The sequence below is a fragment of the Nocardioides koreensis genome (genome assembly GCF_039531775.1).
Classification (GTDB): Bacteria; Actinomycetota; Actinomycetes; order Propionibacteriales; family Nocardioidaceae; genus Nocardioides; species Nocardioides koreensis.
The window spans coordinates 80,911-103,946 of the sequence record NZ_BAAAQR010000016.1 but is presented as its reverse complement, the minus strand read 5'-3'; the positions used below and the strand labels follow the sequence as shown (position 1 = coordinate 103,946).

Genomic DNA, 23,036 nt, shown 5'->3' with positions numbered 1-23,036 from the left:
GCTCCATCCTCCCATCCGGGTCAGGCGTAGAGCGCGTCGATCCTCTCCTGGTAGTTGGTCTCGACGACGTTGCGCTTGACCTTCATGGACGGGGTGAGCTCTCCGGACTCGACGCTCAGGTCGTGGTCGAGGAGGTCCCAGCGCTTGATGGTCTCCCACCGGTTCAGGCGCGTGTTCAGCTCGTCCACGTAGTCGGCGACCATGCTGTGGACCGTGTCCGAGGTGACGATGTCGGAGTACGACGCGCCCGCCATGCCGTTCTCCTCGGCCCAGCCGGCCATCGCGTCGGGGTCGAGCGTGACCAGCGCGACGCAGTAGTTGCGCTCGTTGCCGAACACCATGAACTGGCTGGCGTAGGGGCAGATCGCCTTGAACTTCGACTCGATCGCCGACGGCGCGATGTACTTGCCGCCCGAGGTCTTGAAGAGGTCCTTGATCCGGCCGGTGATGGTCAGGAAGCCCTCGGCGTCGATGCTGCCCTTGTCACCGGTGCGCAGCCAGCCGTCCTCGGTCAACGACTTGGAGGTCTCCTCGGGCAGGTTGTGGTAGCCGTCCATGATGCCCGGGCCCTTGATCAGGATCTCGTCGCCCTCGCCGAGCTTGACCTCGCTGCCGGGGAGCACCGGGCCGACGGTGCCGATCTTGTAGTCCTGTGGGTGGTTCACGAACGAGCCCGCCGAGCTCTCGGTCAGTCCGTAGCCCTCCAGGATCAGGATGCCGGCGGCGTTGAACCACTGCGCGATGTCCTGGTTCAGCGCGGCCGCGCCAGAGATGAAGAAGCGGACCCGTCCACCGAAGCGATCCCGGATCTTGCTGAAGACCAGCCGGTCGAACAGGCCGTGCTGCACCTTCAGCGGCAGCGGCACCGACTTGCCCTCGCGGCGCAGGCCCTCGACCTCCAGCCCGACCTTGAAGGCCTGGTTGAAGATCTTCTCCTTCAGCCCGCCCTCGGTCTGCTGCATGGTGATGATGCGGCCGTGGGCCTTCTCGAAGATCCGCGGGGCCGCACCCATGAAGGTGGGCTTCACGATCCCGAGGTTCTCCACGATCTTCTCGACCCGCCCGTCGATCGCCGTGGCGAAGCCGCAGGCGAGCTGCGTGGAGAGCAGCACCTTGCCGAACGAGTGCGCCATCGGCAGCCACAGGAACTGCAGGTCGTCCTCGTGGAGGATGTCCTGGACCTCGATCGCCGCGCCCTCGTAGACCCAGGACCGGTGCCGCAGGCGAACGCCCTTGGGGCGGCCGGTGGTGCCGGAGGTGTAGATCAGCGTCGCCAGCTGGTCGGGGGTGATCGCCTTGGCCGTCTCCTCGATCACGTCGGGGTGCTCGGCGAGGTAGGCGTCACCGAGCTCGGCGAGCGCGTCGAGGTCGATGACCCAGCTGTCGTCGGTGGTCCCGTCGAAGGTGACGACGCGGAGCAGGTGCGGCAGCTCCGCCTTGTGCTCCTTGAGCTTGGCGATCTGCTCGTCGTCCTCGGCGAAGACGACCCGGCACTCCGAGTCGCTGAGGATGTACGACGTGTCCGCGGCGTTGGTGGACGGGTAGACGGTGGTCGTCGCGGCACCGGCGCACATGACGGCGAGGTCGGCGAGGATCCACTCGTAGCGGGTGTTGGAGGCGATACCGACGCGCTGCTCGCGCTCGATCCCCAGGGACAGCAGGCCGGCCGCGAGCCGCTTGACCTGGTCTCCGGTCTGCTTCCAGGTGACGGACTCCCAGTCCTCACCCTTCGGGTAGCGGTAGGCCTCGCGGTCGGGCGTCCTGGCCACGCGGTCGAGGAACTGCGCGGCCACGTTGGGGGCCAGACGGTCGAGGAAGCTGGTGTCGTAGTTGATCGGCATGACACTCCTGCACGGCGGCGATCGGGGCGGGGAAGACGTCTCTGCCGCTAACCTAGATCACCCGGTTACGCTCCGGTAGCCAATCCCACCCGAGCGTCCCCATCCCGGGCTACGTGCGGGGCCGTGCAGCCACCCGGGACCGTCTCATCGCAGTGCGGCCACGTAGCGCTCGGCCGTGGCGCGGGCCTCGGCCACCAGGCCGTCCACGCGCAGCAGATCCGGGAGCAGGCTGCGGTCGGTCGTCAGCGCGCGGAACATCGTGCTCACGGTGACGCCGTGCCCGGGTTCGTGGACGACCTCGATCTCGTCGCCGGCCGCGATCGCGCCCTCGCCCAGCACCCGCAGGTACGGCCCGGGCCGGCCCTGCTCGGCGAAGCGCCGGACCCAGGCCCGGTTGTCGTAGCCGCAGAGACCCATCCAGCCCTTGAAGTCGTTGCAGGGGATGCGGATCGAGGCCACCTCGAGCAGGACCTCCCCGATGCGCCAGCGCTCGCCCACCTCGGCCTCGTTGACGTCGATCCCGGAGGTGGTGAGGTTCTCGCCGAACTGGCCGTCCTGGATCTCCTGGCCCAGCTCCCCGGCCCAGAAGTCGAGGTCCTCGCGGGCGAAGGCGTAGACCGCCTGGTCGAGCCCACCGTGGTGCTTGGTGTCGGAGACCTGGTCGCCCTCGATGCCCAGCAGGCCCACGTGGACGGGTCGCCGCACCGGCCGCTTGTCGATCGAGGTGCGGCCGATGCCGGCCCAGGCGGCCTCGCGCGGGAGGCCGACGTTGACGGAGACGAGGGAGGGCACCCCCGGATTGTCGCCGCGCGGGGCGATGCCGGCCAACTCATTTCGGTCCGGCCGCGGCGCGGTCAGTCCTGCACGGCCTTGGCAATCGTGACGCACCGGGTGATCCAGTCCCGCTGCTCCTCGTCGAGCGGGCTCCCGGCCCGCTCGGCGTCCTCGATGGTCCAGTGCGCGTTGATCACCATCCGCACGACCACCCAGTCCCGGGCGCGCTCCTCGTCGAGGGCGGCGTCGTCGACGAGGGTGTGGAAGCGCCGCCGCACGGCGCCGCGTACGTCGCCGGAGGCAACCACCCGGTCCCAGCAGTTCCAGAGCATCGGCGCCGGCTCGTAGTGCGGGTCCCCCGACATCGGCTTGGGGTCGATCACCAGCCACGGCTCCCGGTCGGCGGCGAGCACGTTGTGGTGGTGCAGGTCGCCGTGCACGGTGACGCCGGTGCTGGCCGGGTCGGCGACCAGGTCCCGCGCCAGCGCGAGGGTCTGCTCCACCATCCGGTGCGGGACCGGCGCCCCACGCGGGAGCGCGGCGAGCGGCGCGACCCAGCGCTCGACGTACGACGTGACGGTGCGCAGCTGCGGCGGTGCGGGCCGGTGGATCCGGCCGTAGAGCCCGGCGACGACCTCGCACGCCTCCGCGTCGCCGACCCCGGAGAGGTCCCGGGTGTGGACGCGCTCGAGCAGCAACGCGCGACGGGCGGGGTCGGCGCGCAGCAGTCGGACCATCGCCTCACCGCCGGCGCGCTGGAGCATCAGCGCCTCGAACTCGCTCTCGTCGTCGCCGTCGAAGGTGATCTTGAGGACGCACCGCTCTCCCGCGGGCGTCCGCACCGGCAGCACCAGCGAGCAGAAGCCGTGCATCGGCTCGCCGTCGCGCTCCAGCTCCCACTCGGCCAGCACGTCGGCTGCGCGGCCGGGCAGCCGGTCCAGCCAGGCCGCCCAGTCCGGCCCGAGGGCGCGGTTGCTCTCGAGTCCCTCGGGCACGTCCACCTTCACGAGGAGAAGCGAACCATCCGCGCGGTCCCGTCGGGTGGCGCGCTCACATCAGGTAGAAGGGCACCATCGCGCCGAGGACGAAAAGCAGCAGGCCCAGAGCCCGCCACGGGAGGCGCTGGTAGACCCATCCCCGCAGGATGAACCAGCCGGCCAGCGGCAGCGCCACGACGCCGAGCAGCGCCCAGGTGTTGTCGGCCATCACGAACATGGCGACCTGGATGCCGAGCATGAACAGGCAGCCGAAGGCCGCGAAGGAGCTGCGGACCGTACCGGTCGGGTTGGCGACCCAGATCCGGCGGAACGCCTCCTTGAACGGCACCTGCTCCTGGGTCTCCACGGTCACCACTGGGCCCTCCTCGCCATCTCCTCGGCCGACCGGATGGCGGCCTCGTGCTCGCGCAGGAAGTCGGGGTCGGCCTCGCGCATCTGCTCGACCTGCTCCTCGACCTGCTCACCGACGGCCTCGCGCAAGGCAGCCGCGGTCCAGTGGTCGTCGGTGCCCGCGGCGACCGCGCGCCACGTCGTCTCGCCGCGGTCGATGCGCTGCACGAGCGCGCGCTCCTGGTGCCCGAGGGTCCCGTTGCGGTACGCCGCCAGCGCGTCGCGCTCGAGCCGCTGCCGCTCGGCGCGCAGCTGGGCACGCTGCTCCTGGAGGGCGGCGCGACCGGCCTGCGCCTCCCGGGTGAGCCGCAGCGCCTGCTCCCGCGCCCGGGCCACGACGGTGCGGAGCTCGGTGAGGTCGGCCTCGCCGGCCCTGGTCATCTCAGAACCCCGCGTTCGCCAGGTCGTCGGTCTTGGTGCCGTTGTTGATGTTCACGCTCGAGCTGGCCACGAGGAACACCGCGTCGAGGGCCTTCATCATCCCCTCGAGGCAGGCGCAGGCCTGCAGCAGTGGCGGGATGACGTTCTCGAGCTTCTTGATCAGCTCGATGGCCTGGTGGACGAGGCCGATCACCTTGCGGATGCCGGCGCCGCCGGTGGCGATCTCCTTGAGCACCTTCGCGACGGTCATCGAGAGCACGATCTCGTCGACCATGCTCAGCAGGTCGGCCAGGAACTCCACGATCGACTTCGTGGCGACCAGCATGTCCTGCATGGCCACGCCGATGAGCTGGGCCCCTTCGGACTGGGTGGCGAAGCCGTCGGCGAAGTGGGAGATCCTGGCGATCGCGGCGTCGGAGGCCTCTCCCGTCCACACGCCGGGCGTCGCGCCGGCGAGGGCGGTGAAGTTGTCGCCCACCTGCCCCAGGGCTGCACCCAGGACCCCCCAGTTGGCGGCCATCGCGTCGACCGCGTCGTAGTCCCCGGCGATCGGGTCGAAGATGGCCGCGATCAGGTCGAACCCGAGCTTCCGGGTCACCCAGTCGACCGCCTGGATGATGAAGCCGCAGTTGTCGCGGACCTGGTCGATCAGCGGCCCGTCACCGCCCGAGGTGTTGGGTACCATCGTGCTCGCCGGGTCGACGAGCGAGATGTCGAGCGTGCTCACCGGCCGTTCCGTCCCAGGTAGTCGTCGATGTCGTCGTCGTGGTCCAGGCCCTGGCCGGTGTTGTCGGCGTTGTCGGCCATGCTCATGGTGGCGTCGACCAGGCCGAGCGGAGAGTTGAGGGTGGCCTCGGGCACCCAGCCCGGCGGCCTCGGGCCGGTCATGTGCCAAGGAGCGTCGGCGAGGTCGTTGGCGTTGACCACCTGGTCGTCGAGCTGCGGTACGCCGCCACCCGAGCCGGGCACGTATCCCTGGCACTCGACCGCGGCGTTGATCCTGGTGTGCAGCTCCGCGACCCCGCTGTCGGTGCCGCGCAGGTCCTCGCGCACGTCGCCGATCCGGGCCGAGAGCTCGCGGGCACCGGTCATCGCCTTGTCCAGGCTGTCGGTGACGGTCTCCAGGGCGCTGGTGTACGACCCCTTGAAGAGGCCAAGGATCCCGCTGAAGGCGCCGGTGTTGCCCAGCTGCGCCGAGCAGATGAAACCCGACGCCTCGGACAGGTTGAGGTACTGGTCCCGGGTCATCGAGACCAGCTGGTCCATCCCCTGCCAGGAGACGGCGACCTGATCGTTCATGCGTGTTCCCCCGTCGTGCTCGTCGAGCCGGCGATCACGCCGGCTCACCCGAGGGCCTACCCGGCGGCGCGGCGCGCCAAACAGGCTACTTCTTGCCGGGCTTCTCCGCGGTCGGCGCGTTGGAGAGGGCGGCGATGAAGGCCTCCTGGGGGACCTCGACCCGGCCGACCATCTTCATCCGCTTCTTGCCCTCCTTCTGCTTCTCCAGCAGCTTGCGCTTGCGGGTGATGTCACCGCCGTAGCACTTGGCGAGCACGTCCTTGCGGATCGCGCGGATGTTCTCGCGGGCGATGACCCGGGCCCCGATGGCGGCCTGGATCGGCACCTCGAACTGCTGGCGCGGGATCAGGTCCTTGAGCTTGCCGGCCAGCATCACGCCGTAGGAGTACGCCGCGTCGCGGTGCACGATCGCGGAGAAGGCGTCGACCGGCTCGCCCTGCAGGAGGATGTCGACCTTGACCAGGTCGGCGGCCTGCTCGCCGGAGCGCTCGTAGTCGAGCGACGCGTAGCCCTTGGTGCGCGACTTCAGCTGGTCGAAGAAGTCGAAGACGATCTCGCCCATCGGCAGCGTGTAGCGCAGCTCCACGCGGTCCTCGGAGAGGTAGTCCATGCCCTGCAGGTTGCCCCGCTTGGTCTGGCACAGCTCCATGATCGTGCCGATGTAGTCCGAGGGGCTCAGGATCGTGGCCTTGACGACCGGCTCGCGCACCTCGGCGATCTTGCCCTCGGGGTACTCGCTCGGGTTGGTGACCGTGTGGACGGTGCCGTCCTCCATGGTCACCTCGTAGACCACGTTGGGCGCCGTCGAGATCAGGTCGAGGTTGAACTCCCGCTCGAGCCGGTCGCGGGTGATCTCCATGTGCAGCAGGCCGAGGAAGCCGCAGCGGAAGCCGAAGCCGAGGGCGCCGGAGGTCTCCGGCTCGAAGGTCAGGGCGGCGTCGTTGAGCTGCAGCCGCTCGAGGGCGTCGCGCAGCGTCGGGTAGTCGTCGCCGTCGATCGGGTAGAGGCCCGAGTAGACCATCGGGTTCGGGTGCTTGTACCCGCCGAGGGCCTCCGTGGCGCCGTTGTGCTGGCTGGTGACGGTGTCACCGACGCGCGACTGGCGCACGTCCTTCACCCCGGTGATCAGGTAGCCCACCTCGCCGACGCCGATCTCCCCGGCCTTGACCGGCTCGGGGCTGATCACGCCGACCTCGAGCATCTCGTGGACCGCGCCGGTCGACATCATCTTGATCCGGTCGCGATGGGACAGCTTTCCGTCGACCACGCGCACGTAGGTGACCACGCCGCGGTAGGTGTCGTAGACCGAGTCGAAGATCAGGGCCCGCGCGGGGGCATCGGCCTTGCCGACCGGTGCCGGGGTCTGCTTGACGATCTCGTTGAGCAGCGCCTCGACGCCCAGCCCGGTCTTGGCCGAGGTCCGGAGCACCTCGGAGGGGTCGCAGCCGATCAGGCCGGCCAGCTCCGCGGCGTACTTCTCGGGGTTGGCGCTCGGCAGGTCGATCTTGTTGAGCACCGGGATGATGTGCAGGTCGGCGTTCATGGCCAGGTAAAGGTTGGCCAGGGTCTGGGCCTCGATGCCCTGGGCGGCGTCGACCAGCAGGACCGCCGCCTCGCACGCCTCGAGCGAGCGGGACACCTCGTAGGTGAAGTCGACGTGGCCGGGCGTGTCGATCATGTTCAGCACGTAGGTGCCGGGCCCTGAGTCGACGCCGTGCCCTGCTGCCGCTTCGTCCGTGACCGTCCACGGCATCCGCACGGCCTGGCTCTTGATCGTGATGCCCCGCTCCCGCTCGATGTCCATGCGGTCGAGGTACTGGGCGCGGGCAGCCCGCTCGTCGACCACTCCGGTCAGCTGCAGCATCCGGTCGGCCAGGGTGGACTTGCCGTGGTCGATGTGGGCGATGATGCAGAAGTTGCGGATGATCGCGGGATCGGTGCGGCCGGGCTGCGGCGCGGGCGTGGTGGGCACGGGAACGACTGCCGACTCTCGTTGGGTTACGGGACCCGCCCATTGTTCCATCCGGTGCCGCCTCGCCCCCACTCGGCGGCGAAGGTCAGCCCGACGAGCCGTCGTCGAGCAGCCCGGTGCCGAGCAGCGCCTCCCACAGCGCGTGCCGGCGCTGCATGGCCCAGCTGACCGTGTAGTGGTGGTCGTCGCGCCACACCACGGTGTCGTCACGCACCGGCGGGCAGACCGGGGTGGTCGGGCAGAAGACCCGGCCGAGCGAGAGCGGGTGCACGTCCTCGTCCTGCGCCGCGATCGCCGAGACGTACCCGTCGCTGGCCGAGGGATCGACCGGCACCGAGACCGTGCACTGGCCGAGCCGGTCGGCGCCGGCCAGGCACTCCAGCGGGTCGAAGCTCTCGGGCATGACCAGGCGCTGCACCACCACCGCGGGCGCCACCCGGGTGACCTGGCGCAGCGTGGCGCGGGTGGTCTCGTAGACGGCGCGGCCCAGCGGCTGGCTGCGGCCGTCGCGCCGGGCCACCTCCCCGCCCCACTCCTCGGGGTCGTCACGGGGGCGGTCCAGCAGGACCACGACGTCGGGGTCCAGCTGCCGCAGCGCGGTGCGGTACCAGCCCACGCGCGCCTGGGTGCACTCCTGGGTGCGCCCCTCGGCGAGCCGGTCGTTGGCCAGCCCCTCCTGCCACGGGCAGCCGGCGATGACGTTCACCGACAGCGTCAGGTCGTACTCGCGGGCCAGCCGCTCGAAGACGGGGACCAGCGTCTCGGCCTGACTGTCGCCCACGAGCAGCACGTGCGGCCCGGAGCCGTGGGCGACGGTGCAGGACCCCGGGTCGTCGGCGGCGCACCAGTGCTCGGTGCCGTGCTCCCCCTCCCCCGCGGCCTCCTCGAAGTCGATCGAGGGCACCGGCCGGCCGAGCTGGCGGTCGATCTGCTCGGTGGGCGCTGCCGGCTCGGTGCTTGCCGCCGCCGGCGCGACCAGGGCCGGCTTGCGCTCCGAGGAGAGCACGGGCGCCACCACCAGGCCGGCGACGAGGGCACTGGCGGCGACACCCGCGACGGCGACCGGCCAGCCGCGGGTGTCCAGGCGTCGCCAGCGGCGCACCGGCATCTCGAGGACCTCGTAGGAGAGGGCGGCCAGGCCGGTGGCCACGAATGCCGTGAGCAGCGCGACCGCACCGGCACCGGCGTCCAGCAGCGCCCCGAGGGCGATGATGACCGGCCAGTGCCACAGGTAGGTGCCGTAGGAGATCCGCCCGAGGTGGACCGGCACCCGCGTCGCCAGCAGCCGCGACAGCGCGCTGCCCTCGGCGAGCGCCAGGCCGCCGAGCAGCAGCACCGACGCCGCCGTCGCGCCCACACCCCGGCCCGAGGGCCCCAGGGCCAGCAGCCCGCTGCCGAGGAGCACGACGCCCCCGAAGCCGAGCAGCGCCGCAGCGTGGGCGACCCGTGGCGGGGGCCGCCGGGAGGTGCCGGCCAGCCACGTGGTGAGCAGCGCGCCGGCGAGCAGCTGGTAGAGCCTGGTGTCGGTGCCGTAGTAGGCGCGGTCGGTGCTGCCGGGGGCGAGCACCAGCTGGGCGACAAGCGAGGCCACCAGCAGGGCGCCGAGGACGCCCAGCGTGACCGGGCGCCGTACCCGGCGGGGCACCCGGGAGAGCAGCAGGAGCAGCAGCGGGAACCCGACGTAGTACTGCTCCTCGATGGACAGCGACCAGAAGTGCAGGAACGGGCTCTTGTCCACGTCAGCGGCGAAGTAGTCGCCGGAGGAGGCCAGGAAGTGCCAGTTGGCGTAGTAGAGCAGCGCGCTGCGCGCGTCGCCGATGATCGCCAGGCGCGGCACGACCGACCACAGCAGCGTGAACACCAGGCAGGTCGCCACCACGACCAGGACCGCGGCCGGCAGCAGCCGGCGGACCCGTCGGGCGTAGAAGCGGCCGATGCGCAGCGTCCCGGTGTCCTCGAGCTCGCCGAGCAGCACCCCGGTCACCAGGAAGCCGGAGAGGCAGAAGAACAGGTCGACGCCGATGAAGCCGCCCGTGGCCCAGCCCACCCCGGCGTGGAAGAGCAGCACGAGGTAGACCGCCACGGTGCGGAGCCCATCGAGGTCGGGTCGGTAGCCGCGGATCACGCCCGACACCGTAGGCGAGGCCGGGAGGCCGGCTCGTGGCCGCCGACCCGGCACGTGAAGCACCTCACTCGCCCGTCACTCCGCGCTGGCCACGAACTCCTTGCTCTTGGCGATGGCGAACCCCCAGCCCTGCTCGAGCGTGGGCTTGGGCGGTACGGCGATCTCGTCGGGGTTGGTGAGCACGTCCAGCAGCACCGGGCCGTCGTGCTCGAGGGCCTCGCGCACGGCGGTCTCGACGTCGCGCGGTCGCTCGACCCGGATGCCGCGCATGCCGATGGCCTCGGCGACCCGGGCGAAGTCGGGGTTGTGCAGCACGGTGCCGAACTCCGGCAGCCCGACCTGCTCCATCTCGAGCTTGACCATCCCGAGGCGGCCGTTGTCGAAGACGACCAGCTTGACCGGCAGGTCGTGCGAGACCGCGGTGATCAGGTCCCCCATCAGCATGGACAGCCCGCCGTCCCCGCAGAAGGCGACGACCTGGCGCTGCCGGTCGAGCCCCTGGGCGCCGAGGGCCTGCGGCATCGCGTTCGCCATCGAGCCGAGGTTGAACGAGCCGAGCAGCCGGCGGTCGCCCGACATCCGGACGAAGCGGGCCAGCCAGGTCGTCGCCATGCCGGTGTCGGTCGTGAAGATCGCGTCGTCGGCGGCGTGGCGGTCGACCATGGCGGCGAGCAGCTCGGGGCGGATGCGGGAGTCGGGGTTGTCGACCTTGCGGCGCAGCAGCCCCTTGGGCTTGCGGTCGTAGCCGGGGTCGAGGAACTGCTGCTGGCGCTCCCGCCACGCGTCGTACGACGACCGCGCCTTGTCGAGGTGGCCGCGGTCGGGCTTCGGCTCGAGCATCGGCAGCAGCGCCTGCAGCCCGAGGCGGGCGTCGCCGACCACGGGGTGCTCCACCGGGGTCCGCCGCCCGATGTGGGTGCCGTTGGCGTCCAGCTGGACCACGGTCTTGCCCTGGGGGAAGAACTCCTTGTACGGGAAGTCCGTCCCCACCATGAGCAGCACGTCGCAGCCGTCGAAGGCGACCGCGCTGGCGTGGTTGCCGAGCAGCCCGGACTGGCCGACCTCGTAGGGGTTGTCGTGCTCGAGCCCCTCCTTGCCCTTGAGCGAGATCACCATCGGCGCGGAGAGCCGCTCGGCCAGCTCGAGCACCTCGTCCCGCGCGTGCCGGGCTCCCTGGCCGACGAGCAGCGTCACCGGGCCGGCGGCGTTCACGGCCGCGGCCGCCCGGGCGAGGGCCTCGTGGCTCGGCGCCGCCGGGGGCAGGTCGGTGACGAACCGCGGGACCGTGGTGCCCTTGGGCAGGTCGAGGCCGCCGACGTCACCCGGCAGCGTCAGCACCGCGACGCCGCGCTCGTGGAGGGCGGCGTTGCCGGCCTGCTCGATGAGGCCCGGCAGCTGGTCGGGGGAGGTGACGGTCGCGGTGAAGACCGCGACGTCGGAGAAGAGCGTGTCGTTGTCGACCTCCTGGAAGAAGTCCGTGCCGATCTCCCCGCGCGGCACCTGCCCGCAGATGGCGAGCACCGGGGCGTGGGACTTCTTCGCGTCGTACAGGCCGTTGAGCAGGTGGATCGCGCCGGGGCCGACGGTGCCCATGCAGACGGCGAGCCGGTCGGTGAGCTGGGCCTGCGCGCTGGCCGCGAACGCCCCCGCCTCCTCGTGCCGCACCCCGACCCACTCGATGCGGTCCTCGCGGCGGATCGCGTCGGTGACGGGGTTCAGCGCGTCGCCCACCACTCCCCACACCTGGGTCACGCCGTGCTCGGCGAGGGCCTCGATCAGCAGCTCGGCAACGGTGGTCATGCCACTCCTGTCAGGGGTTGAAGACGTCCGGGTCGGCTCGTACCCAGTCCCGCTCCCACGATGCCGGCGGGTCGCGGAGCAGCTGCCCGTCGGCCAGGTGCTCGAACATCTCGGCGTAGGAGCGGATCGTGCCGTGGTCGACGCGGCGGCGCAGCATGTGCGGGCGCAGCTGGTCGAAGGAGCTCAGCCCCATGGAGGCCACGACCTGCATCGCCTGCTCGACGGTGGCCTGCTGGTAGCGGACGACCCGCTCGGTCTTGTCGGGCACGTCGAGCGCCCGCATCCGCTTGGGGTCCTGGGTGGCCACCCCGACCGGGCAGGTGTTCGTGTGGCAGGTCTGGGCCTGGATGCAGCCGACGGCCATCATCATCGCCCGCGCCGCGTTGGTGTAGTCCGCGCCCTGGATCAGCCGCTTGACCAGGTCGATCCCGGTGGCGACCTTCCCGGAGGCCGCGACCTTCACCCGGTCGCGCAGGCCCGCGCCGACCAGCGCGTTGTGCACGGTCATCAGCCCCTCGGTGAGCGGCATCCCGACGTGGTCCTCGTACTCCAGCGGCGCCGCGCCCGTGCCGCCCTCGGCACCGTCGACGATGACGAAGTCGGGGGTGATGTCCTCCTCGACCATCGCCTTGCAGATCGCCAGGAAGTCCGTCCGCGAGCCGAGGCACAGCTTGAACCCGGCGGGCTTGCCAGCGGCCAGCTCGCGGAAGTGGCCGATGAACTGGACGAGCTCGCGCGGTGTCGAGAACACCCGGTGGTACGGCGGCGAGATCACGGTCTGTCCCTGGGGGACGTCCCGGGTCTCGGCGATCTCGCGGGTCACCTTCGCGCCGGGCAGGACGCCGCCGATCCCGGGCTTGGCGCCCTGGCTGAGCTTGAGGCTGACCATCTTCACCTGGTCGTCGGCGGCCTTCTCGGCGAACTCCCGCTCGTCGAAGCCGCCGTCGTTGGTCCGCGCGCCGAAGTAGCCCGACCCGATCTCCCACACCAGGTCGCCACCGTTGCGGTGGTAGGGGCTGATCGCCCCCTCCCCCGTGTCGTGGGCGAAGCCGCCCCTGGCCGCGCCGCGGTTCAGGGCCTCGATCGCGTTGGCCGACAGCGACCCGAAGCTCATCGCCGAGACGTTCAGCAGCGCCATGTCGTAGGGCTGGGTGCAGGCCGGGCCGCCGATACGGACCCGGGGCGGCTCCTCCATCTTCTCCACCGGCGCGGTGGAGTGGACGAGGTACTCGTACCCCACGGCGTACAGGTCGCGCTCGGTGCCAAAGGGCTGCTCCTGCTTGATGCCCTTGGCCCGCTGGTAGATCGACGACCGGGTGTCCCGGTCGTAGGGGCGGCCGTCGAAGTTGCGCTCGATGAAGTACTGCTGGAGCTCGGGCCGGATCCCCTCGAGCAGGAAGCGCATGTGTCCGAGCACCGGGTAGTTGCGCAGGATCGAGTGCTTCTTCTGGAGCAGGTCGTGCACGGCGACCAGCAGCAGGAAGACCAGGACCACCAGCAGCAGCGCCCACCCCGGATCACCCAGCGTGGCCGCCAGGGTGGTGAGTGCACCCAGCACGACGAGGACCCCGAGGACGAAGAAGCGCAGCACGCCGCCAGTCCTACCACCGCGGCAATCCGTTCGCGGTGTGGCGCGGCCGTGGGAAAGGATGTGCCGGTGATCCCGACGACGATCCCCCACGGCAGCACCGCGCGACGTCTCGAGTGGGTGCACCTGCCGCCGCACATCCGCGCGGTGGTCGAGCGTCGCACCGGCTCGCCGGTGGTCTCCGCGGAGTCGCAGACGGCGGGCTTCACGCCGGGCTTCGCCTCGGTCCTGACCTGCGCCGACGGCAGCCGGCACTTCGTCAAGGCGGCCTCGCTCAAGGCGCAGCGGCCGTTCGCCACGTCGTACCGGGTGGAGGCGCGCAAGCTCGGCGCGCTGCCGGCCGGCGCACCCGCCCCGAGGCTGCTGTGGACCCACGACGGCGACGACTGGGTGGTGCTCGGCCTGGAGTACGTCGAGTCCCGCCGGCCGCGGCGCCCGTGGCGGCAGTCCGACCTCGACGCAGCGCTCGCCATGATGACCGAGGTCGCCTCGCTGCTCACCCCCGCGCCACCCGCGCTGGCCCTCGACGACTTCGCGACGGAGTTCGCGCAGTGGCCGTCCTGCTGGGACCACCTGCGCACCCATCGGCCGGACCTCCCCCACCTCGAGGAGGCCGCCGCCCTCGCGGCTCGGTTCGCCGAGGTGACCGGCGGGACGACCGTGGTGCACACCGACGTCCGCGACGACAACATCCTGCTGGCGAGCGACGGCCGGGTGCTGATGTGCGACTGGAACTGGCCGGTCGTGGGGGCGCCGTGGCTGGACACGCTCTTCCTGATGATCGGCCCGCGCGGCGACGGCCTCGACGTCGAGGGCGTGCTGGCCTCGCACCCGCTGACCCGCGACGTGCCGGCCGAGCACGTGGACATCGTGCTGGCCCTGGCCGTCGGCTACTTCCTGAAGTCGGCGGACGAGCCGGTGCCGCCGACCTCGCCGTACGTCCGGGACGTGCAGCGGTGGCAGGGCGAGGTCGTGTGGCAGTGGCTGTGCGAGCGTCGGGCCTGGTCGTGAGCGGCGCGCAGCCGCGGGCGGTCGGCGTCCGCGCGCCCTACGCCGCCCTGCCGGACGCCGTGCGCGCCTGGGTGGACGACACGCTCGGTTCCCCGGTCGTCGCGGTCGCCGAGCAGGTGGGCGGGATGTCGCCCGGGTGCGCCACCCGTGTCACCTGCGCCGACGGGACGCGTGCCTTCGTCAAGGCTGTCGGAACCGAGCTGAACCCGGACACCCCGAACCTCTTCCGCCGCGAGGCGACCGTCCTCGGCCTGCTCGGCTCGCACCCGCTGTGGGCGGAGCTGCTGGCGTCGTACGACGACGGCGCCTGGGTGGCGCTGCTGCTCGAGGACGTCGAGGGCACCCACCCCGACCTCGACGACGACCGGGAGATGGCGCGACTGCTCGAGGCCACCGACGAGCTGGCCGCGGTCACCAGGTCCCGCGTGCCGGACCCGCCGGTGCCCGACCCGGGCTCCGGCGGGCTGAACGACCTGAGGGACTTCTCGCGCTGGAGCAACGCCTTCGACCACCTCGACGAGGTCCCCGCCCACCTGTTGCCCGGCTGGGTCCGGGAGCGGGCCGGGTCGCTCCAGGCCGGCGTGGACGCCCTGTCGGCGATGCCGGGCGCCCAGCTCGTCCACTGGGACATCCGCCAGGACAACCTGCTGGTGCGGCCGGGCGGCGAGCTGGTGTTCGTCGACTGGGGGCAGGCAGGCGTCGGCGCCGACTGGCTGGACCCGCTGCTGGCGCGCCTGGAGCGGGTCCACCTCCCGTGGTTCGACGACGCGCTCGCGGCCTCCCCCGCGCTGGTGCGCGCGGGCGACGGGGCGGTGACATCCTGGCTGGTCGGGTTCGGTACGTTCCTTGCCTGGCGCGCCGTCACCGCGGTGGACGTGAACCTGCCGACGCTGGGCGACTTTCGGCGGCGGGAATCGGCTCGGGCGCTGGGCGCCGCGGCGCGGCGACTCGATTTGGGCGGTCACGCGGCCCGCTGCTAGTCTTTCTCGTCGCGTGTCTGGCGCCAGCAGACCTGGCTGGAGCGCCGACAGCACCACAGCTCAGCACCACCCCCACACCTACGACGAAGGCGCAGTAGTGGCGAACATCAAGTCCCAGATCAAGCGGAACAAGCAGAACGAGAAGGCTCACGAGCGCAACAAGGCCGTCAAGACCGGCCTGAAGTCCGCCGTGCGCAAGTTCCGCGAGGCCGCCGAGGCCGGTGACAAGGAGGTCGCGATCGTGGCCGGCCGCGACGCCGCCAAGAAGCTCGACAAGGCCGCCTCCAAGGGCGTCATCCACAAGAACCAGGCCGCCAACCGCAAGTCGGCGATTGCCAAGAAGGCCGCCTCTCTCTGAGGCCCTCAGCTACTGGCGCCGTCCCCTCGGGGGCGGCGCCTTTTTGCGTGCCCGAGCCGTGGTCTCCGATGGTCGAGGCTCAGCGCTGGTCACGCAGCCCGGTGATGGTGAGCACCAGCCGCTCGAGGGTGTACGACGCGTCGCTGGCGGCACCCTTGATGTCGGCGTCGGCCCGGGCCACCGCGCGGATGGCCCGGGAGATCGCGGCATCGGACCAGCCGCGGGACTGGTCGCGGATGGTGCGCAGCTTCCACGGCGGGACGCCCACCTCGCGGGCCAGGTCGGCGTCGCGCATGCCCCGCGGGGCGGCCTTGTAGCGGGCCACGCCCCGCGCTCCCCCGGCGAACGCCGAGGTGACCAGCACCGGCGCCGTCCCGGCGTCCAGCGCCCAGCGCAGCTCCTCGAGCGCCGCCTCCCGGCGGCCCCAGAACGCGGCGTCGGCCACCGCGAAGGACTTCGCCTCGGCACGCCCGCCGAAGTACTGCTTGACCTTCTCGATGCTCAGGGACTGGCCCGGGAAGTCGTTGGTCAGCTGGTCGGCCGCGGCGGCCAGCGAGCGCAGGTCCTGGCCGACCGCCTGCACGAGCACCGCGGCCGCCTCCCTGTCGATCGACGAACCGTGGCTGCGCACCTCGGCCGCGACGAACGACGGGAACTCCGAGGCCTTGAGGTCACCCGACTTCGACTCCGTGACCGGGCCGAGCTTGCGCAGCTTGTTGAGCACGCCGCTGCCCTTGGGGCCGCCGCCGTGGACGAGGACCAGGGCGACCTCCTCGGCCGGCGCCGCGGCGTAGCCGAGCAGGCCGTCGACCGACTCGTCGGGCAGGTTCTCCAGGCCGCGGACCACGACGCACCGGATGCTGGAGAACAGCGACGGCGCCGCCAGCTCCCCGAGCGTGGCGAGGCTGAGCTCGGAGGCCGAGGTCTCGGAGAGCTCGGCCTCCGGGTCGTGGGCCCGGACTGCCTGGCGCACCCCGGTGACCGTCCGCTCGTTGAGGAACTCCTCCTTGCCGGTCACGAGGATGACCTTGCCGAGGACGTCTGCTGTGCGCATCTGGGAGGGGCCTGCCATGGTGCGGACAGCCTCCCACAGCTCACCGACCGTCCGGTGCCGGGCCGGGCCCGCCTCACCCGCCCGTGAGGGCGGACAGGCGGCCGTCGCGCTCGACCACGACGAGGTCGCCGTCGAGATCGGTGCGCAGCACCCGGGCACCGGTCGCGGCCAGCGGTGCCAGCGTCGAGGCGGCCGGGTGGCCGTAGTCGTTGTCGGCCCCGACCGAGACCAGCGCGAGCCGGGCGCCGAGGGAGAGCAGGAAGTCGAGGTCCTGGTAGCGGCTCCCGTGGTGCGGCACCTTGAGCACGTCGACGTGCAGGCCCGGCAGCAGCTGCGCGAGTCGCGCCTGCCCCTCCGGCTCGACGTCACCGGCGAGCAGCAGCCGCACCCCGCGCACCTCCGCGAGCAGCACCACGCTGGCCTCGTTGGCGGTGCTGCCGTCGCCCGGCCCGACCGTGGGCGAGTCGGCGGGCGGCCAGAGCACCTGCAGCGTGACGTCGCCGACGGTGCGCGTCACGCCGTACGGCGCGGGCACGGCGGCGACACCCGCCTCGCCGGCCATCTCCTCGACCAGCCCGACACCGCCGGGCGGGTCGCGCAGACGGGTGGTCTCGACAGCGCCGACGCTGCGGCCGTCGAGGACGCCCTCGATGCCGTCCACGTGGTCGGCGTGGAAGTGCGTGAGCACCAGCAACGGCACGGCGGTCACCTCCAGACGGTCGAGGCAGGCGTCGACGGCGGCGGGCTCGGGGCCGGCGTCGACGACGACACCGCTGTGGGGGCCGGCGTTGAGGACCAGCGCGTCGCCCTGGCCCACGTCGCAGGCGGCCATCACCCAGCCGGCCGGCGGCCAGCCCGGGGTCGGCGGACGCACCAGGACGCCGAGCACCAGCAGCCCGGAGCAGGCCAGCCCGGTGCTGCGCCGCCGCAGCAGGGCCGGTCCGGCGAGCGCGAGCCCGAGGGTGAGCAACGTCAGCACCGTCAGCGACAGCATCCCGGTGCCCCAGTCGACGGCCGCTGCCGGCAGGGCCGCGCCCCGGCGGGCCACCAGCACGATCCAGGCCACGCACCAGGCCGCCATCGTCCCGGCGAGATGGCCCACCGGCGCCCAGAGCAGGCCCAGCAGGCCGCCCGCGAGCCCCAGCACGGTCGCCGGCCCCACCGCCGGGGCGACCACCAGGTTGGCGCCGACCGCCACCAGGCTCACCTGGCCCGAGATGGCCGCGACGAGCGGGGTGCAGGCGAGCTGGGCTGCGGACGGCACGGCGATCGCCTCGGCGAGCCAGCGGGGCAACCAGCGGCACAGCGCGTCGCGCCAGCCGGGTGCCAGCAGCAGGATGCCGCCCGTCGCCAGCACCGACAGCGCGAAGCCGACCGACGTGGCCAACCCGGGATCGACGAGCAGCAGCGCGACCAGCGCGACCCCGAGCGCCCGGGTCCCGCGCTGGCGGCCGTTGGAGCCCATGGCCAGCAGCCCGACCCCGCCCATGGCGGCCGCCCGCAGCACGCTCGGCTCGGTGCGGGCGAGCAGCACGAAGCCGAGGATCCCGAGCGCGCCCACGACGTACAGCCATCGCCCGCGCACCCACAGCCAGCGGGCCAGCACCAGCAGGAAGCCCACCACGAGCGTCAGGTTGGTCCCGGAGACCGCCAGCAGGTGGGTCAGGCCGGTGGCCCGGAAGTCGTCGGCCAGCGCCGGGTCGACCCCGCCGTCGTCGCCGTCGACGAGCGCGGGCACCAGCGCCCGCTGCTCGGCGGGGCGACCCGACACCGACTCCCGCAGCGAGGCCCGGACGGCGCCGGAGGCCCGCCACCACACGTCGGGCCCGTGCAGGGTGCGCGGCGGGCCGGTCGCCATCAGCACCGCGGCCACGTCGGGGCCGCGCGACGGGCCCAGCCGCCCCGAGGCCCGCACCGTCGCGCCGAGCGGCACGTCGCGCCAGCCCTCGTCCGCGAGGACCAGCACCGGCGTCGCCAGGCGGTACGTCGCGCCGCGACCGCTCACCCGGCGTACCTCGAGCCGCACCAGCACCTGCTGCCCGAACGGGCCGGTCGTCACACGCGGGTCGGTGGTGACCGTCCCCTCGACCGTGGCGACCGCGCCGTCGCCGGCCAGCGCCGACACCGGGTTGTGGGTGACCTGCTGCTGCCGGACCACCCCCACCCAGGCGACCGAGGCCAGCACCAGCAGCACGCCGGCGCCGGTCAGCCAGCGCCGCGGCCCCAGCCGGTGCCGAGCCGCCAGCAGCACGATGAGCAGCGCCAGCACCACCGCGGCCGCCGCCGGGACCGGCAGCCAGTGGGCGACCAGGCCGCCGGCCCACGCGGCAGCCCCCAGTGCCGGCATCCGGAGGTCGGGGACCTCGCCGGCGCCCGGCTCCGGCGGGGCCACGTCAGACGGTCACGAAGGGCGCGAGCTGGCTGAGGGTGGCATCGCCGATCCCGTCCACCTCCAGCAGCTCGTCGACCGACGAGAACCCGCCGTGCTCGTCACGCCAGGTCAGGATCGCCTGGGCCGTCACCGGTCCGACCTCGGGCAGCGACTCCAGCTCGGGCTCGGTGGCGGTGTTGAGGTTGACCAGTGGGCCGCCCGGCGCGCCCGCGGACGGGACGGCCGACGCGGCGAGCCCCACCGGCGCGGGGACCCCGACCAGGATCTGCTCGCCGTCGACGAGCAGGCGCGCGAGGTTGAGCCCGGAGAGGTCGACGCCCGGGCGCGCTCCCCCGGCCGCCTTCAAGGCGTCCACGACCCGGGCGCCGGCGTCGAGCACCGCGATGCCCGGACGGCGTACCTTCCCGGCCACGTCCACCGTCACCGAGCCGGCCGGCGCCGCCGCGGCCGTGGAGGCCGCCGATCCGGTCGCCGCCACCTCGCTCGGCGCCGCCGGTGACAGGGACACCAGGCCGGCCGCCGGGGTCGGCAGGACCGGTGCCACCACCTCGTCGGCGCCCCCGCGCACCACCCACCAGCAGGTGACGCCCAGCCCGAGCGCGACCAGCACCGCCAGCACCGCCACCTGGGAGGGGCCGATCGCCACCCGGCCGCGCACGGTCTCGGGCACCACCGCCGCGAGCAGCCGCCGGGGTCGCCGGGAGGCGTGCCGGCCGGGGACGGGCACCAGCGGCGCGGGCTGGTCCTCGGGTGGCACTGCGGGTGGCACGGCGGGTGGCACGGCGGGTGGCACGGCGGGCGGGTGCGGCACCCGGTTGCCCGCGACGCGCGTGTGGGACGCGGTCCAGTCGTCCCACTCCTCCCCCCATCCGTCGTCGAGCTCGTCGGGCTCGTCCTCGGGCTCGTCGTGGGGCGGGGGCTCCTGCGCAGCCGGGCGCACCGCCGCGAGCTCGGCGCTCAGCTGCGCCAGCCGGCGCGCGACGGCTTCCTGGTGCTCGGGCGTGGGGCGACTTCGCATGGGAGCGACGCTAGGAAGCACTCCCGTCGGTCGGCGGGGCACGGCCGAGCACCTGTGGACAGCCGCCGCGGTGGCACCGGCTGTGGACTGCTCGCGGCGCGGGGGTAGCCCCCGCCGGCACCTCGGTGCCGCAGCAATCAGCGCAGTCGGTTCTCGGGCCGTCGCCTGAGCGTCACATCGACGGCGCTGCCTGCGCCTGCCACGATCAGGAGCACGTAGGCGACCGCGGCGCCCAGGCCCGCGGCGGCCTGCGCACGCTCGATGCCCGCCGGGACCGGACGGTAGGAGTCCGCGTGCTCGAACCCGATCCCCCACAGCCACCAGTAGGCGGTCAGGGACCCGACAAGGGTCACGCCGGAGACGATGCTCGCGGTCGCGACCCAGCGACGACGGTGGTTCAGGCTGATCGCGAGCACCGCCAGGGCCAGCGCGAGTGGAACGACGGTCAGCACGACCAGAGTCAGCACGTCGTCCCGGTCCACGACCCAGAGGGTACGCGCAGCGCGGAGCTCAGAGCCGCGGGGCCACGCAGACGGCCAGCATGCCGGGCCCCACGTGCGCGCCGAGGACGGCGCCGAGCTCGCCGCACCACACGTCACGACCGCCGAGCTGGTCGGCCAGCCGCGTCGAGAGGTGCTCGGTGAGCTGGCCGGCCCGGTCCGGGCTCGCCAGGTGGGCGACGCAGACGTCGACCTCCTGCTCACCGGCCGCCTGGACGGCGAGCTCCTCGAGCCGGCTGAGCGCCCGGGCGGCGGTGCGGACCTTCTCGAGCGTGGCCACGACGCCGTCCTCGATCTGGAGCAGCGGCTTCACCGACAGCGCGCCGCCGAACAGGGCGGCGGCGGCGCCGATCCGGCCACCGCGGCGGAGGTACTCCAGGGTGTCGACGTAGAACAGCGACGACGACGCGGCGGCCCGGGCCCGGGCCGCGGCCGCCGCCTCGTCGGCGGAGCCGCCCTCCGCGAGGACGTCGTGGGCGGCCAGGGCCGCGAAGCCGGTCGCCACGCCCACCTGCCGGCTGTCGACCGGGGTGACCGGGATCGACGCCTCCCGGGATGCCAGCTGGGCGGACTCGAAGGTGCCGCTCATCTCGCCGGACAGGTGGATCGACAGGACCTCGGTCGCCCCGGCGCGCGCCGCCGCCTCGTAGGCCTCGAGCAGCACGGTCGGCGCCGGCCGCGAGGTGCTCACCGGCTTGAAGGCACGCAACGCCTCGGCCACCACCTCGGGCGTGGCGCCGTCGGCGCCCTCGTCGAGCACCTGCGCCCCGATCACCACCTGCAGCGGCACCACGACGATCCCGCGCTCGGCCGCCACGTCCGCAGGGATCATGGCGGTCGAGTCGGTGACGATCGCGGCCGGCATGGCGCGAAGGTTACCCGGGAGTCAGCTGTGAATCCCCTGTCCGACCGTGTCCTCCACGATCTGCGCGTCGCTCGGTCGGGCCCGACGCGCCGGCGACCCGACCGGCGACGGGTGGTCGCCCGTCTGGTGCAGCCCGGGCACCCGGTCCTCGACCACGAACGACGCCCGGGTGAACACCGGGGCACCCGGCTCGGTGACCGCCCGCACGCACCGGAAGTCCGCGGTCAGCGAGTCCGGCGTGATCGTGGTGCTCACGTAGCCGCGCAGGTTGGCCCAGAACCTCAGGTTGGGGTTCCAGGCCGCCCACGGGTGCTTCCCGTCCCCGGAGTCGTAGCCGTCGCCCCCCGACGTGATCGAGCTGGTGACGAGCTCCGCCCCGAGCACCTCGGAGCTGTCGTCGTCGAAGTCGGCGAGCACCTCCGAGGCCCAGTGCGCGTGCACGTCCCCGGTCAGCACCACCGGGTTGCGGACCCCGGCGTCCACCCACCCGCGGACCACCCGGTGGCGAGAGGCCGGGTACCCGTCCCAGGCGTCCATCGACACCGTGCTCGCGGCGCCGGGGTCCCGGTCGCGGCGCCCGAAGAAGACCTGCTGGCCGATCAGGTCCCATCGTGCCGCCGACTCCCGGAAGCCGTTGACCAACCAGTCCTCCTGGAGCAGCCCGGGCAGCGAGCGGTTCGGGTCCGCGGCGGCCTTGCAGTCGTCGTACCCGTCGCCGCAGGCCTGGTCGGAGCGGTACTGCCGGGTGTCGAGCATGTGGAAGGTCGCGAGGCTCCCCCAGCCCACGCGTCGGAAGAGCTGCATGCCGGGTCCGGCGGGGACCGACGTTCGCCGCAGCGGCATGTTCTCGTAGTAGGCGCGGTACGCCGCGGCGCGGCGCTCGCGGAAGCCGTCCGCGTCCCCGGCCTTCTCGGGCACCTCGCCGGCGTAGTTGTTCTCGACCTCGTGGTCGTCCCACACGGCGAGCCACGGCGCCGCGGCGTGGGCGGCCTGCAGGTCCGGGTCCGTCTTGTACTGCGCCTGCCGCTGGCGGTAGTTGGCCAGCGTGGTGGTCTCCGGCCCGACGTGCGAACGACCCAGGTGGTTGTCCGCGGCCGGCCCTTCGTACTGGTAGTCCCCCAGGTGCAGCACCAGGTCCGGGCGCTCCTCGGCGAGGTGCCGGTACGCCGTGAACCAGCCGGCCGGGTAGCTCGAGCACGACACGAAGGCCATCGCCAGCGACCGCACCTCGGACCCCGGCGCCGGGGCCGTGAGCGCCCGCCCCCGGTCGGAGAGCCGGCGGCCGACCCGGAACCGGTAGAAGTACTCCCGGCCGGGCTCGAGCCCGGCCAGCTCGACGTGCACGGCGTGGGCGGTCTCGGGCCCGGCGGTGACCGCCCCGGCGCGCACGACGTCGGTGAACCGGTGGTCGGCGGCGACCTGCCAGCCGACCTCGTAGCGGCGGGCGGGCATCCCGCCCAGCCCGTCGTGGTCCAGCGGCGACGGCGCCAGCCGGGTCCAGATGACGAAGCCGTCGGGCCACGGGTCACCCGAGGCGACCCCGAGCGTGAACGGGTCCTGGCGCAGCTCGGGCGAGGCGGCGGTCCCCCGGAGGTCCGTGACGGCGGCGCCTGCGGGGGCCTGCTGCAGGGCGGTGGCCCCGGTGACGGCGACGGACCCGGTCACGAGCCCGGCGGACAGGATGCTTCTC

General features: G+C 72.9%; 20 protein-coding genes. 3 read left to right on the top strand and 17 right to left on the bottom strand.

Annotation, left to right across the window (positions count from 1 at the left end):
- Positions 1-20 precede the first annotated feature (20 nt).
- The 11 genes from ABD268_RS21000 to ABD268_RS20950 all read right to left on the bottom strand — a co-directional run bounded on the left by ABD268_RS21000 (position 21) and on the right by ABD268_RS20950 (position 13,171).
- On the bottom strand, positions 21-1,841 hold the full coding sequence (locus ABD268_RS21000; RefSeq protein ID WP_344157243.1) for an AMP-dependent synthetase/ligase: 1,821 nt from the start codon (positions 1,839-1,841) through the stop codon (positions 21-23).
- 144 nt (positions 1,842-1,985) lie between these two features.
- Complete coding sequence (locus tag ABD268_RS20995; protein WP_344157240.1) at positions 1,986-2,633, bottom strand: MOSC domain-containing protein; 648 nt, start codon at positions 2,631-2,633, stop codon at positions 1,986-1,988.
- A gap of 62 nt (positions 2,634-2,695) precedes the next feature.
- On the bottom strand, positions 2,696-3,622 hold the full coding sequence (locus ABD268_RS20990) for an aminoglycoside phosphotransferase family protein (RefSeq protein WP_344157237.1): 927 nt from the start codon (positions 3,620-3,622) through the stop codon (positions 2,696-2,698).
- 43 nt (positions 3,623-3,665) lie between these two features.
- Positions 3,666-3,965 carry a hypothetical protein gene (locus tag ABD268_RS20985; protein ID WP_344157231.1) on the bottom strand — a complete coding sequence of 100 codons (300 nt, stop codon included), beginning with the start codon at positions 3,963-3,965 and terminating at the stop codon, positions 3,666-3,668.
- Positions 3,962-4,384 (bottom strand): hypothetical protein, encoded by a 423-nt coding sequence (locus ABD268_RS20980; protein ID WP_344157228.1) that lies wholly within the window; start codon positions 4,382-4,384, stop codon positions 3,962-3,964. Before ABD268_RS20980 ends, ABD268_RS20985 begins: the two co-directional genes overlap by 4 nt.
- Position 4,385: 1 nt before the next feature.
- On the bottom strand, positions 4,386-5,111 hold the full coding sequence (locus ABD268_RS20975) for a WXG100 family type VII secretion target (protein ID WP_344157225.1): 726 nt from the start codon (positions 5,109-5,111) through the stop codon (positions 4,386-4,388).
- Positions 5,108-5,683, bottom strand: a complete 576-nt coding sequence (locus tag ABD268_RS20970) for a hypothetical protein (RefSeq protein WP_344157222.1) — start codon at positions 5,681-5,683, stop codon at positions 5,108-5,110. The genes ABD268_RS20975 and ABD268_RS20970 overlap by 4 nt, the downstream gene beginning before the upstream one ends.
- 85 nt (positions 5,684-5,768) lie before the next feature.
- Positions 5,769-7,706, bottom strand: a complete 1,938-nt coding sequence (gene lepA / locus ABD268_RS20965) for a translation elongation factor 4 (RefSeq protein ID WP_344157219.1) — start codon at positions 7,704-7,706, stop codon at positions 5,769-5,771.
- Positions 7,707-7,740: 34 nt separating this feature from the next.
- Positions 7,741-9,780, bottom strand: coding sequence for an acyltransferase family protein (locus ABD268_RS20960; RefSeq protein WP_344157216.1), 2,040 nt, complete (start codon positions 9,778-9,780; stop codon positions 7,741-7,743).
- A gap of 75 nt (positions 9,781-9,855) precedes the next feature.
- Positions 9,856-11,580 carry a thiamine pyrophosphate-dependent enzyme gene (locus ABD268_RS20955; protein WP_344157213.1) on the bottom strand — a complete coding sequence of 575 codons (1,725 nt, stop codon included), beginning with the start codon at positions 11,578-11,580 and terminating at the stop codon, positions 9,856-9,858.
- A gap of 10 nt (positions 11,581-11,590) precedes the next feature.
- Positions 11,591-13,171 carry an FMN-binding glutamate synthase family protein gene (locus tag ABD268_RS20950; RefSeq protein ID WP_344157210.1) on the bottom strand — a complete coding sequence of 527 codons (1,581 nt, stop codon included), beginning with the start codon at positions 13,169-13,171 and terminating at the stop codon, positions 11,591-11,593.
- 66 nt (positions 13,172-13,237) lie between these two features.
- Here ABD268_RS20950 and ABD268_RS20945 point away from each other — a divergent pair, with 66 nt between their 5' ends.
- The 3 genes from ABD268_RS20945 to rpsT all read left to right on the top strand — a co-directional run bounded on the left by ABD268_RS20945 (position 13,238) and on the right by rpsT (position 15,517).
- Entirely contained in the window at positions 13,238-14,179 is a 942-nt protein-coding gene (locus ABD268_RS20945) for a phosphotransferase (RefSeq protein WP_344157207.1), read from the top strand.
- Complete coding sequence (locus ABD268_RS20940) at positions 14,149-15,159, top strand: hypothetical protein (RefSeq protein WP_344157204.1); 1,011 nt, start codon at positions 14,149-14,151, stop codon at positions 15,157-15,159. The genes ABD268_RS20945 and ABD268_RS20940 overlap by 31 nt, the downstream gene beginning before the upstream one ends.
- A gap of 97 nt (positions 15,160-15,256) precedes the next feature.
- The gene (rpsT, locus tag ABD268_RS20935) at positions 15,257-15,517 is read left to right on the top strand and encodes a 30S ribosomal protein S20 (protein WP_344157201.1); all 261 of its coding nucleotides are present in this window, start codon (positions 15,257-15,259) and stop codon (positions 15,515-15,517) included.
- Between the two features lie 79 nt (positions 15,518-15,596).
- Here the strand turns inward: rpsT and holA are convergent, their stop codons facing one another.
- The 6 genes from holA to ABD268_RS20905 form a co-directional block, all read right to left on the bottom strand.
- Entirely contained in the window at positions 15,597-16,589 is a 993-nt protein-coding gene (gene holA / locus ABD268_RS20930) for a DNA polymerase III subunit delta (protein ID WP_344157198.1), read from the bottom strand.
- Between the two features lie 55 nt (positions 16,590-16,644).
- Positions 16,645-18,963, bottom strand: coding sequence for a ComEC/Rec2 family competence protein (locus ABD268_RS20925; RefSeq protein WP_344157195.1), 2,319 nt, complete (start codon positions 18,961-18,963; stop codon positions 16,645-16,647).
- 1 nt (position 18,964) lies between these two features.
- Positions 18,965-19,981 carry a ComEA family DNA-binding protein gene (locus tag ABD268_RS20920; protein WP_344157192.1) on the bottom strand — a complete coding sequence of 339 codons (1,017 nt, stop codon included), beginning with the start codon at positions 19,979-19,981 and terminating at the stop codon, positions 18,965-18,967.
- A 137-nt stretch (positions 19,982-20,118) separates the two neighbouring features.
- The gene (locus ABD268_RS20915) at positions 20,119-20,463 is read right to left on the bottom strand and encodes a hypothetical protein (protein ID WP_344157189.1); all 345 of its coding nucleotides are present in this window, start codon (positions 20,461-20,463) and stop codon (positions 20,119-20,121) included.
- 28 nt (positions 20,464-20,491) lie between these two features.
- Positions 20,492-21,346, bottom strand: coding sequence for a DegV family protein (locus ABD268_RS20910; RefSeq protein WP_344157186.1), 855 nt, complete (start codon positions 21,344-21,346; stop codon positions 20,492-20,494).
- Between the two features lie 21 nt (positions 21,347-21,367).
- The gene (locus ABD268_RS20905; protein WP_344157183.1) at positions 21,368-23,011 is read right to left on the bottom strand and encodes an alkaline phosphatase D family protein; all 1,644 of its coding nucleotides are present in this window, start codon (positions 23,009-23,011) and stop codon (positions 21,368-21,370) included.
- Between the last annotated feature and the right edge of the window lie 25 nt (positions 23,012-23,036).